We start from the raw sequence: 11,174 nt of genomic DNA on the forward strand, positions 1-11,174 counted from the left end.
GCCCGCGCCAGGGCGGACGGTGCCCACCCCCGTGTGGGCAATCGTCCCGCAGGGCGGGACGGGTGGGCACACGGGACGGCGCCCCCAGCGGCGCCCCCGCGTCCCGAGCCCGAACCCGAACCCGAACCCGCACCAGGACTGCGGCGCACCGATGGTGACCGTCCAGGCGCGGAAGCCTGGGCCCGGCAAGGGGCGCCGTTCCGTTGTGCCCACCCGTTCCGCCCCAGCGGAACAACTGCCCACAACGAAGGTGCAGGGACGGCACCGCCCAGCGGGCGCGCGCCCACTACGGGGGCGGCGGAGGCGAGGGCGGGCGCCGCACCAGCGGAACGGCTGCCCGCAGCGGGGCAGGACACCGCCCTCCGGGACCGGCTGCACGCCGCCTGGCTCGGCCGGGCAGCCGGGTGCCTGCTCGGCAAGCCCGTCGAGAAGCTCCCCCTGGCCGCCCTCCGCGCCCTCGCCCGCGCCGCCGGCAACTGGCCCCTCACCACCTGGTTCACCGCCCGCGGCGTCCCTCCGGAGCTGCTCGCCGCGCATCCCTGGAACCGCCGCTCCGCCGCCACCTCCCTCGCCGAGAACATCGACGGCATGCCCGAGGACGACGACCTCAACTACCCCCTCCTCAACCTGCTGCTCCTCCAGCGGTACGGCCGCGACTTCACCACCGCCGACGTCGCCCGCCTCTGGCTCGACGAACTTCCCGCCGGCCGCACCTTCACGGCCGAGCGCGTCGCCTACCGCAACCTCCTGGACGGCGTGGAACCCCCGCTGACCGCCGTCCGCCGCAACCCTTTCCGCGAGTGGATCGGCGCCCAGATCCGGGCCGACGTCCACGGCTGGACCCACCCGGGCGACCCGGTGGCCGCCGCCGCGCAGGCGCACCGGGACGCGGTGCTCACGCACACCGCGAACGGCGTCTACGGCGCCATGTTCGTCGCCGCCGCCCTCGCCGCCGCGGCGACCGGCACCGCCGACGTCCACCAGGCGCTCGCCGCCGGCCTCGGGGTGATCCCGCCGCGCTCGCGCCTGGCCGAGGCCGTCCGACGGGGCATCTCGTACGCCGCCGCGGAGGCCGACTTCGACCGGGTGGCCGACCGGCTGCACGCCGAACTCGGCGGGTACCACTGGGTGCATGCCGTCCCCAACGCCGCGCTGCTCGCCGCCGCCCTCACCCACGCCGACGGCGACTTCTCCCGCTCCGTCTGCGCGGCGGTCTCGGGCGGCTGGGACACCGACTCCAACGGCGCCACCGCCGGCTCGCTCGCCGGGCTGCTCGCCGGGCATCCGGACCGGCTGCCGGAGCGCTGGACCTCCCCTCTCAAGAACCGGCTCGCGACCTCGGTGCCGTCCTTCGACGGCATCGGCTTCGACACCCTGGCCGAACTGACACACCTGGAGGCAGTACGCCCATGACCAGCATCGTCGTGCTCGGCAGCACGAACATGGATCTCGTCGTCCACGTGCCGCAGGCCCCCGCCCTCGGTGAGACGGTCACCGGCCGCTCCTTCCGTACGATCCCCGGCGGCAAGGGCGCCAACCAGGCCGTCGCCGCCGCCCGCGCGGGCGCCGAGGTGGCGATGATCGGCGCGGTCGGCTCGGACGGCTTCGGGCCACGGCTCCGCGCCACCCTGGAGCACTGCGCGGTGGACACCGACCTCCTGCGCACCGCCGAGGGCCCCTCCGGCACCGCCCATGTCGTCGTCGACGACGAGGGCGGCAACGCGATCGTCGTCGTCCCCGGCGCCAACGGCACCGTCACCTCCCTCACCCACGGCGACGAGGCCCTCATCGGCACCGCCGACACCCTGCTCCTCCAGCTCGAACTCCCCCTCTCCGTCGTCGTCGAGGGCGCCGTCACCGCCCGTCGGCTCGGCGTCCGCACCGTCCTCACCCCCGCTCCCGCACAGCCGCTTCCGCCGGAACTCCTCGCCGCCACCGACCTGTTGGTGCCGAACGAGCACGAGGCCGCCGCGCTCACCGGGCTCGCCGACCCGCGCGAGGCCGCCCGGGCCCTGCTGCGGGACGTCCCCGAGGTGGTCGTCACGCTGGGCGCGGCCGGCAGCCTGTACGCGGTGCGCGGCGCCGAGCCGGTCACCGTCCCCGCGCCCCGGGTCCGGGCCGTGGACACCACAGGGGCGGGCGACACCTTCGTCGGCGCCCTCGCGGTGGCCCTCGGCGAGGGCCGTCCCGCCCCGGAGGCCCTGGCCTGGGCGCAGACGGCCGCCGCGCTCTCCGTCCGGCGCGAGGGCGCGTCGACCTCGATGCCGTACCGCGTCGAGATCGAGGACGCCTTCCGCTCCCCCGGCACCCTGGAGGCCGACGCCGTATGACCGTCCACGCCCCGGCCACCCCGCCGGACCCCACGGCCGCCGAGAGCTCCGCGGCGCCCCTGCACGGACTGCGCGTCCTGGATCTCGCGACCCTCTTCGCCGGCCCCCTCGCGGCCACGATGCTGGGCGACTTCGGGGCCGACGTCGTCAAGGTCGAGCATCCCCGCAAGCCGGATCCGTCCCGTGGCCACGGCCCCGCCAAGGACGGCATCGGCCTGTGGTGGAAGGTCCTCGGCCGCAACAAGCGGGCGATCACCCTCGATCTGTCCTCGCCGGGCGGCCGCGACACCCTCCTCGCCCTCGCCGCCGACACGGACGTGATCGTGGAGAACTTCCGGCCGGGCACCCTGGAGCGCTGGGGTCTGGGCTGGGAGGAGCTGTCCACCGTCAATCCGCGTCTGGTCCTGGCCCGGGTCACCGGCTTCGGCCAGTTCGGTCCGTACGCCCACCGTCCCGGCTTCGGCACCCTCGCCGAGGCGATGAGCGGCTTCGCCGCCATCACCGGCGAGCCGGACGGCCCGCCGACGCTGCCGCCCTTCGGCCTCGCCGACTCGATCGCCGCCCTCGCCACGGCGTACGCGGTGATGACCGCGCTCACCGCCAGGACGACGACCGGACGCGGCCAGGTCGTCGACATGGCGATCATCGAACCGATGCTCTCCGTCATCGGACCCCACCTCCTCTGGTACGACCAGCTCGGTTACGTCCAGCCCCGGACCGGCAACCGCTCCCGCAACAACGCCCCGCGCAACACCTACCGGACCGCCGACGGCTCCTGGGTCGCCGTCTCCACCTCCGCCCAGTCGATCGCCGAGCGGGTGCTGCGGCTCGTCGGCCGTCCGGAGCTGATCGACGAGCCGTGGTTCGCCGACGGCACGGGCCGGGCCGAGCACGCGGACGTCCTCGACGAGGCGGTCGGCTCGTGGATCGCCCGCCGCACCCGCGACGAGGCGATGGCGGCCTTCGAGAAGGCGGAGGCGGCCATCGCCCCCGTCTACGACGTCCGGGACGTCGTGGACGATCCCCAGTACCGGGCGCTCCGCACCGTGACCGAGGTGCAGGACCCCGAACTCGGCCCGATCAAGATGCAGAACGTCCTCTTCCGCCTCTCCGAGACCCCCGGCGCCATCCGCTGGGCCGGCCGGCCGCACGGCGCCGACACCCTCGCCGTCCTCTCCGAACTCGGCCTCACCCCCGCCGAGATCGACGCCCTCCGCGAGCAAGGAGCGGTATGAGCCCCCTCAGCGGCCCCGCGGAGGACGAACGGACGCGCGCCGGCGAGCCGGCCGGCGCGCCCTCCCCGGCACGCCCCCTCGCCCCCCTCACCTGGCTGTACGCCCCCGGCGACCGCCCCGAGGTCGTCCGCAAGGCGCTGTCCTCCGGCGCCGACGTCGTGATCGTCGATCTGGAGGACGCGGTCGCCCCGCAGCGCAAGGCGTACGCCCTCGACGCCACGGCCGATCTCCTCGCGGACGTCCACCCCGTCCCGGTCCACGTACGCGTCCACACCCCGCGCGACATCCCCACCCTGGCCCCCCTCCCCGGCCTCTGCGGTCTCCGTGTACCCAAGGTGACACACGCCACTGACATCCACCGGATCGCCCGCCTCGCCCCGGGCCTGCCCCTCTATCCGCTCCTGGAGAACGCCCTCGCCGTGGAGCACGCCCACGCCATCGCCACCGCCCATCCCTCCGTCCGCGGCATCGCCCTCGGCGAGGCCGACCTCCGCGCCGACCTGGGGGTGCGGGAGGACAGCGGCCTCGACTGGCCGCGCGGACGCGTGGTGGTCGCGGCCCGCGCGGCCGCCCTCCCCCCGCCGGCCCAGTCCGTCCATCCGGACGTCCGTGACCTGGAGGCGCTGGCGGCCGGCTGCGCCCGGGGGCGGGCCATGGGCTTCTTCGGCCGGGCGGCCATCCACCCGCGTCAGCTCCCGGTCATCGAGCGCGCCTACTTCCCCACCCCGGAAGAGGTGGACGCGGCCCGTGAGGTCGTCGAGGCGGCCGCGACCGGGCAGGGCGCCCTCGCCCTGCCGAACGGCCGCTTCGTCGACGCGGCGGTGGTGGAGGGCGCCCACCGGGTCCTCTCCCTCGCGGCCCGCGCCGGCTGACCCGTACCCCCGCATGCGAAAGGGCCGCCGGAACCTCTCGGTCCCGGCGGCCCCCGACGTACGGCCCGGTCAGCTCTTGGCGGCCGACCCGGCGCCGTGACCGGCGCCGTCGCCCTCGGTCTCCCTGGTCTCGTCCTCGGGCCCGGCGGCCTCGTCCTCGGACCCGGCGGCCCGGTCCTCGGGGTCGCCGGCCCGGTCGGCGGTCCCGGCCGCGTCGGCGGCCTCGGTGGTCGCGTCGGTCCCGGCGCCCTCGACGGCGTCCGTCTTCTCGGCGGCCTTCTCCGCGGCCCTCGGCTCCACGATCTCCTCGCGGCCGGGCCGGAAGCGCGGCGAGACGATCAGGTAGACGACGGCGGCAAGGCCGACGAAGATCGCGGTCCACACGTTGAGCCGCAGGCCCAGGATGTGGTGCGCCTCGTCGACGCGCAGCGCCTCCGTCCACACGCGGCCCGAGCAGTACGCGGCGACGTACAGGGCGAAGGCCCGCCCGTGGCCGAGCTTGAAGCGGCGGTCGGCCCAGATGACGAGGAAGCCGACGGCGACGTTCCACAGCGACTCGTACAGGAAGGTCGGGTGGTAGAGCCCGGCCTCGCGGTTCGTCCCCTCGGTGATCTTCAGCGCCCACGGCACGTCGGTCGGCTTGCCGTACAGCTCCTGGTTGAACCAGTTGCCCCAGCGGCCGATGGCCTGGGCGAAGGCGATGCCGGGGGCGATGACGTCCGCGTACACGGGCAGGGAGATCCCGCGCCGACGGCAGCCGATCCAGGCGCCCACCGCGCCGAGCGCGATGGCGCCCCAGATGCCGAGGCCGCCCTCCCAGATCTTGAAGGCGTCGACCCAGTTCTCACCCTCGCTGAAGTACAGCTGGTAGTCGGTGATCACGTGGTAGAGGCGTCCGCCGACGAGGCCGAAGGGCACCGCCCAGACGGCGATGTCGGCCACGGTGCCGGCGGTGCCGCCCCGGGCGATCCAGCGCTTGTTGCCGAGCCAGACGGCGACGAAGACACCGATGATGATGCAGAAGGCATAGCCGCGCAGCGGGATCGGTCCGAGGTGGATCACGCCGGTCGACGGGCTGGGAATGTAGGCAAGGTCCATGACGGGACCGACGCTACCCTGCCGGGAGGGCAGGACGGCAGCCCACCCGGCAACTTCTGGGTAACCAATCCGGCGGGCTAGCCCGCCGACGGGGAGGCGGTGCCCGGCTTCTTGCCCTTGTTGGCCTCGGCGACCCACTTCTTCAGGTTCGCCGGGGAGATCTGCTCGTTCCCCTTGGTCGGGAAGATCGATTCTCCGTTGAGGAGGACGGACGGGGTGCCGCGGAAGCCGCCGTTCTGGAAGGCCTCGTTCGACTTCTTCACCCAGCTGTCGTGCGTGCCGTCGTTCACACAGCTGCGGAAGGCCGGCGTGTCGAGCCCCGGCACCTTCGCCGCCAGCTCGATCAGCTTGGCGTTCTTCCCGTAGGCGTCGTCCGTCTCCGGCGGCTGGTTGATGTAGAGCGTGTCGTGGTACGCGGTGAACTTCCCCGCGTCCTGGGCGCACGCCGCCGCGTTCGCCGCGCGCAGCGAGCCGCTGCCGCCCATGTTCCCGTCGATGAGGGTGGCGAGGTGGTAGTCGACCTTGAGCGCGCCGGAGGCCTCGAGCTCGTGGACGGTGTCCCGCATGACGTTCTCGAACTGGGCGCAGGCCGGGCAGCGGAAGTCCTCCCAGACCGCGAGCGTCGACGGGGCGTCCGCCTTGCCCGTGGGGATGGCGGGCTTGCCGTCCTCGTCCGTCGCCGCGGTCGGCGCGACCACCGGTCCCGCCTTGTCCGATCCGCTGTTCTTGTCGCCGCCCGCGGCGATCACGCCGACGACGGCGGCCAGGCCGAGGACACCGACCACGGCCGCCGACACGATCAGGACGCGTCGCTGCTTCTCGCGGGCCTTGTCGCGCTCGCGCTGCTGCTGGAGGCGCTCCCGGGCGCTCCGGTTACCGTCACCACGGTTCTTCTCGCTCACGCCCCAGGCAACGAACCGGGGAGGCACATCCGCGCCTCCCCGGTCCCATATCCACCCGATCGGGCTACGGAGCGCGGCGGACGCCCTCGGCGAGTTCGGCCGCCAGTTCCCTTACGGCGGTGAGCCCGGCCGCCTCGTCGCCGTCGGCGTCGAGGATGCGCTGCACGAAGGCGGAGCCGACGATGACGCCGTCGGCGAAGCCGGCGACCTCCTTCGCCTGCGTGGCGTTGGAGACGCCGAGCCCGACGCACACGGGGAGCCCATGGCGGGAACGGTCGGTGGCGCGGGTGCGGCGGACCAGGTCGGCGGCCTGCTCGCCGACCGACTCGCGGGTGCCGGTGACACCCATGAGCGAGGCGGCGTAGACGAAGCCGGAGCCGGCGGCGGTGATGGTGGCGAGGCGCTCGTCCTTGCTGCTGGGCGCGACGACGAAGACGGTCGCGAGACCGTGCTTGTCGGCGTGCTCCCGCCAGACGGCGGACTCCTGGACCGGCAGGTCGGGCAGGATGCAGCCCGCGCCGCCGGCCTCGGCGAGCTCCTCGGTGAAGCGCTCGATGCCGTACCGGTCGATCGGGTTCCAGTACGTCATGACGAGGACCGGCTTGCCGGTGGCCTCGTGGGCCTCGCGGACCGTCCGCATGACGTCGGCGATCTTCACGCCGCCGCGCAGCGCGATGTCGTCGGCGGTCTGGATGACCGGCCCGTCGAGGACCGGGTCGCTGTGCGGAAGCCCGACCTCGACCACGTCGGCGCCGCCGTCGAAGACGGCCTTGATCGCGGCGATCCCGCCGTCGACGGTGGGGAAGCCGGCCGGCAGGTACGCGATGAGCGCGGCCCGGTCCTCGGCCTTCGCCGCGGCGAGGGTGTCGCTGAGCAGCTGGATGTTGCCGGTCACTTCGCGTCCCCCTGGATCTCGGCGGTGTCCGCCTGGTTCGCGGCCACCTCGGCGTCGGTGTCGTACAGCCCGAAGTAGCGGGCGGCCGTGTCCATGTCCTTGTCGCCGCGCCCGGAGAGGTTCACGAGGAGCAGGGCGTCCTTGCCGAGCTCCTTGCCGACCTCCAGGGCCCCGGCGAGGGCGTGCGCCGACTCGATGGCCGGGATGATGCCCTCGGTACGGGAGAGCAGCCGCAGCGCCTGCATGGCGGCGTCGTCGGTGACGGCCCGGTACTCGCCGCGCCCGCTGTCCTTGAGGTACGCGTGCTCGGGACCGATGCCGGGGTAGTCGAGTCCGGCGGAGATCGAGTACGGCTCGGTGATCTGCCCCTCCTCGTCCTGGAGGACGTAGGAGCGGGACCCGTGGAGGATGCCGGGCTCGCCGGCGGTGAGGGTGGCCGCGTGCTCGCCGGTCTCGACGCCGTGGCCGGCCGGCTCGCAGCCGATCAGGCGCACGTCCGCGTCCGGGACGAAGGCGTGGAAGAGCCCGATGGCGTTGGAGCCGCCGCCGACGCAGGCGATGGCCGCGTCGGGCAGACGCCCGGCGCGCTCCAGGATCTGGCGGCGGGCCTCGACGCCGATGACCCGGTGGAAGTCGCGGACCATGGCCGGGAAGGGGTGCGGGCCGGCGACGGTGCCGAACAGGTAGTGCGTCCGGTCCACGTTGGCGACCCAGTCGCGGAAGGCCTCGTTGATGGCGTCCTTGAGGGTGCGGCTGCCGGACTTCACGGCGACGACCTCGGCGCCGAGCATCCGCATCCGGGCCACGTTGAGGGCCTGGCGCTGGGTGTCGATCTCGCCCATGTAGATGGTGCACTCGAGGCCGAAGAGGGCGCAGGCGGTGGCCGTGGCCACGCCGTGCTGGCCGGCGCCGGTCTCGGCGATGACTCGCGTCTTGCCCATGCGCTTGGTCAGGAGGGCCTGCCCGAGCACGTTGTTGATCTTGTGCGAGCCGGTGTGGTTGAGGTCCTCGCGCTTGAGGAAGATCCGGGCGCCGCCGGCGTGCTCGGCGAACCGGGGCACCTCCGTGAGGGCGCTCGGGCGGCCGGTGTAGTCGACCATCAGGCCGTTGAGCTCACGGGCGAACTCGGGGTCGGCCTTGGCCTTCTCGTACTCGACGGCGACCTCGTCGACGGCGGCGACGAGGGCCTCCGGGATGAACTTGCCGCCGTAGGCGCCGAAGTAGCCCTCCGGGCTGGGGACCTGGCCTTCCAGGTCCGGGATGAAGAACTCGCTGGACATGCGGATGCTCCTCGCGGGGCGGGTGCCCCGGGATACGTGGGGTCGATGGTCACGGTATGCGCGCGAGCGCTTCACGTACGACAACGCCGCCCCTCCGTTGTGGGCAACTGTTCCGCTGGGGCGGAACGGGTGGGCACAACGGAACGGCGCCCTTGCCGGCGCCAGAGGCCCCCGACCCTGACCCGCACCCCGTTGCGCGCCGCACGGGTGGTGCGGGTCAAGGCGCGGAACGCGGAGGCGCCGCTGAGGGCGCCGTCCCGTGTGCCCACCCTCCCCCAAGCTCTCGGCTTCGCTCGAGCAGGGGGGACCCCCCTCGCCCCAGCGGGACGATTGCCCACACGGGGGTGGGGTGGGTGGGGTGCGGGACGAACGCCCACCGCGTGCCTCAGGCGGAGGTGGCGTACGTGAAGACGCGCGCGAGGCGCGGGCGCCATCGCATGCCGTTGACCTGACCCGGCTCTGAGCCGATCACGTACCGGACCCGGCGGCCGTGGACACGGCGGGCGGGTGCCCGGCAGCCGCGCGGCCGGCAGCCGCGGGCCAGCGGGGCGTGCTTGGAGACGGGGGCGGCAGCGGTACGGAGACGGCTGCGGCGGCCCGGGGCGCCCGCGGGCACGACCGGACCGCCCGGGGCGGGGCCCTGGGCGGTCGGCGTGGCGCGGACGACGGACATGGTGCGGTCAGCTCCGGCCGTGGCGGAGCGCCGGGTGGGCGCCGGCGGCGACGAGGTCGGCGACGGCGGCCTTCGGGTCGCGGCCGGTGACGAGGGACTCGCCGACGAGGACCGCGTCGGCGCCCGCGTTGGCGTAGGCGATGAGGTCGTGCGGGCCCCGGACGCCGGACTCGGCGACCTTGACGATGTGCGCGGGGATCTCCGGGGCGACGCGCTCGAAGGTGGAGCGGTCGACCTTGAGGGTCTTGAGGTCGCGCGCGTTGACGCCGATGATGCGGGCGCCCGCGTCGACGGCGCGCTCGACCTCCTCCTCGTCGTGGACCTCGACCAGCGGGGTCAGCCCGATGGACTCGGCACGCTCGATGAGGGAGACCAGCGCCTCCTGCTCCAGGGCGGCGACGATGAGGAGCGCGAGATCCGCTCCGTACGCCCGCGCCTCCCAGAGCTGGTACGCGGTGACGATGAAGTCCTTGCGCAGCACGGGGATGTCGACCCGGGTGCGGACGGCCTCCAGGTCGGCGAGCGAGCCGCCGAAGCGGCGCTGCTCGGTGAGGACGGAGATGACGGCGGCGCCGCCCGCCTCGTAGTCCGCGGCGAGACCGGCCGGGTCGGCGATCGCGGCGAGCGCCCCCTTGGACGGGCTGGAGCGCTTGACCTCGCAGATCACCTTGACGCCGTCCCCGCGCAGTGCGGCGACGCCGTCCTTGGCCTGCGGCGCCTTTGCGGCGCGCTCCTTGAGCTCGTCGAGGGTGACCCGCGCCTGTCGCTCTGCGAGGTCGGCGCGCACGCCTTCGATGATCTCGTCGAGCACACTCACGCGAGGGGCCCCCTTTCGGGACGGTGACGGTGATGATGAACCAGGTTCAGCCACTTCGATCCTATCCGCAGGAGGGCCCGGGGTTCGCATCGGCCGGAGTCGCGTCCCATCTGCTGGGACTCCCCGTGGGGTTTCCGCGGACGCTCAGGGGGCCAGGGCGGAGCCGAAGGGAAGGTTCCGGACCAGGGTGAAGAGGGCGAGGACGGCCCCGATCCCCCACCACCAGACCGGGGAGACCGCGAGGCGCATGGGCACTCCGCGGACGGCGCGAACCAGCCATACGGCCATGACGACGGCGAAGATCCCGTAGCCGACGACGGCGAGGGCGTTGGCGCCGAGGGCGGCCGGAAGGTCGCCGTGGGCGAAGGCGTGGGCACTGCGGAGCCCGCCGCAGCCGGGGCAGTAGAGGCCGGTGAAGCGGAGGAGCGGGCAGACGGGGTAGTGACCGGGTTCGTTGGGGTCGACGGCTCCGACGTAGACGAACGCGGCGACGACCCCGGCGAGGGTGGCGACGGGCGGCGACAGCCGCCGCAGGAGCGACGGGGGCGGCGGGGCGGGCACGTAACCTCCGTGCCAGTCACCGGGCCCCTGCGGGACGGAAGCCCCGTGCCGGTCACCGGGCCCTTGCGACACGGGCGGCACGGTCGGCGACACGGGCAGTGCGGTCGACGGTGCAGGCGACACGGGCGGCAGTGCAGGCGGCGCGGTCGGCGGTGCAGGGGGCGCTGTGGTCCCCCGTGGCGTCATGTCCGGCTCCGGGGGTGCCGGGGGATTCGGGTGGGTGGGTTCACCCGGGCGGGTGGGGGGAGTCTCGGCTTCGGTCGTCGGCTGCGCGTCCACGCGGTGATTCTCGCCTCTGACGCGCGAGGGCGCAGCCCGGCACGGCCGGACTGCGCCCTCGGATGCGTCGTGTCGCGTCAGGCGCGGGCCCGGGCGGTCGTGGTCGCGGCCTCGCGGGCGGCGGCGACGTCGGCCGACTCCTTCGGCATGCCGAGGCCCGCCGCCTTCATCGCGCCGCCGACGATGCCGCCGAGGACGATGACGCCCACGCCGGCCCAGAAACCGGGCACGT

At 74.2% G+C, this 11,174-nt stretch carries 11 protein-coding genes and 1 pseudogene; 4 read left to right on the plus strand and 8 right to left on the minus strand.

Annotated elements, in window-relative coordinates; all coding sequences use genetic code 11:
* Nucleotides 1–33: 33 nt before the first annotated feature.
* The 4 genes from ABZ318_RS36980 to ABZ318_RS36995 are packed head-to-tail and all read left to right on the plus strand — an operon-like array spanning nt 34 to nt 4,437.
* Nucleotides 34–1,413 (plus strand): ADP-ribosylglycohydrolase family protein, encoded by a 1,380-nt coding sequence (locus ABZ318_RS36980; protein WP_356906820.1) that lies wholly within the window; start codon nt 34–36, stop codon nt 1,411–1,413.
* A complete protein-coding gene (rbsK, locus tag ABZ318_RS36985; protein ID WP_356906811.1) occupies nt 1,410–2,330 on the plus strand; it encodes a ribokinase in 921 nt (306 codons plus the stop codon). The genes ABZ318_RS36980 and rbsK overlap by 4 nt, the downstream gene beginning before the upstream one ends.
* Nucleotides 2,327–3,565 carry a CoA transferase gene (locus ABZ318_RS36990; RefSeq protein WP_356906812.1) on the plus strand — a complete coding sequence of 413 codons (1,239 nt, stop codon included), beginning with the start codon at nt 2,327–2,329 and terminating at the stop codon, nt 3,563–3,565. The genes rbsK and ABZ318_RS36990 overlap by 4 nt, the downstream gene beginning before the upstream one ends.
* Nucleotides 3,562–4,437: an aldolase/citrate lyase family protein gene (locus ABZ318_RS36995; protein WP_356906813.1), complete on the plus strand. Its 876-nt coding sequence runs from the start codon at nt 3,562–3,564 to the stop codon at nt 4,435–4,437. The genes ABZ318_RS36990 and ABZ318_RS36995 overlap by 4 nt, the downstream gene beginning before the upstream one ends.
* A gap of 69 nt (nt 4,438–4,506) precedes the next feature.
* Here the strand turns inward: ABZ318_RS36995 and lgt are convergent, their stop codons facing one another.
* From lgt to ABZ318_RS37035, 8 genes and pseudogenes are all read right to left on the minus strand, one after another.
* On the minus strand, nt 4,507–5,535 hold the full coding sequence (gene lgt / locus ABZ318_RS37000) for a prolipoprotein diacylglyceryl transferase (RefSeq protein WP_356906814.1): 1,029 nt from the start codon (nt 5,533–5,535) through the stop codon (nt 4,507–4,509).
* Between the two features lie 77 nt (nt 5,536–5,612).
* Nucleotides 5,613–6,437, minus strand: a complete 825-nt coding sequence (locus ABZ318_RS37005) for a thioredoxin domain-containing protein (protein WP_356906815.1) — start codon at nt 6,435–6,437, stop codon at nt 5,613–5,615.
* Between the two features lie 64 nt (nt 6,438–6,501).
* Complete coding sequence (gene trpA, locus ABZ318_RS37010) at nt 6,502–7,332, minus strand: tryptophan synthase subunit alpha (RefSeq protein WP_356906816.1); 831 nt, start codon at nt 7,330–7,332, stop codon at nt 6,502–6,504.
* Complete coding sequence (trpB, locus tag ABZ318_RS37015; RefSeq protein WP_356906817.1) at nt 7,329–8,612, minus strand: tryptophan synthase subunit beta; 1,284 nt, start codon at nt 8,610–8,612, stop codon at nt 7,329–7,331. The genes trpA and trpB overlap by 4 nt, the downstream gene beginning before the upstream one ends.
* Before the next feature lie 385 nt (nt 8,613–8,997).
* A complete protein-coding gene (locus ABZ318_RS37020) occupies nt 8,998–9,156 on the minus strand; it encodes a tryptophan synthase subunit(beta) (protein WP_356906821.1) in 159 nt (52 codons plus the stop codon).
* A gap of 136 nt (nt 9,157–9,292) precedes the next feature.
* The gene (gene trpC / locus ABZ318_RS37025; protein WP_356906818.1) at nt 9,293–10,102 is read right to left on the minus strand and encodes an indole-3-glycerol phosphate synthase TrpC; all 810 of its coding nucleotides are present in this window, start codon (nt 10,100–10,102) and stop codon (nt 9,293–9,295) included.
* A 144-nt stretch (nt 10,103–10,246) separates the two neighbouring features.
* Nucleotides 10,247–10,663, minus strand: a complete 417-nt coding sequence (locus ABZ318_RS37030; RefSeq protein WP_356906819.1) for a DUF2752 domain-containing protein — start codon at nt 10,661–10,663, stop codon at nt 10,247–10,249.
* Nucleotides 10,664–11,019: 356 nt separating this feature from the next.
* Nucleotides 11,020–11,174 (minus strand): annotated as a pseudogene (locus ABZ318_RS37035) (HGxxPAAW family protein); the annotation flags it as partial.

This window comes from Streptomyces sp. NPDC006197 (assembly GCF_040613865.1).
Taxonomy (GTDB): domain Bacteria; phylum Actinomycetota; class Actinomycetes; order Streptomycetales; family Streptomycetaceae; genus Streptomyces.

Coding starts and splice junctions, on each gene's coding strand:
- ABZ318_RS36995 (WP_356906813.1), top strand. CDS start 3,562: ATGAGCCCCCTCAGCGGCCCCGCGGAGGACGAACGGACGCGCGCCGGC.
- lgt (WP_356906814.1), bottom strand. CDS start 5,535: ATGGACCTTGCCTACATTCCCAGCCCGTCGACCGGCGTGATCCACCTC.
- ABZ318_RS36990 (WP_356906812.1), top strand. CDS start 2,327: ATGACCGTCCACGCCCCGGCCACCCCGCCGGACCCCACGGCCGCCGAG.
- rbsK (WP_356906811.1), top strand. CDS start 1,410: ATGACCAGCATCGTCGTGCTCGGCAGCACGAACATGGATCTCGTCGTC.
- trpB (WP_356906817.1), bottom strand. CDS start 8,612: ATGTCCAGCGAGTTCTTCATCCCGGACCTGGAAGGCCAGGTCCCCAGC.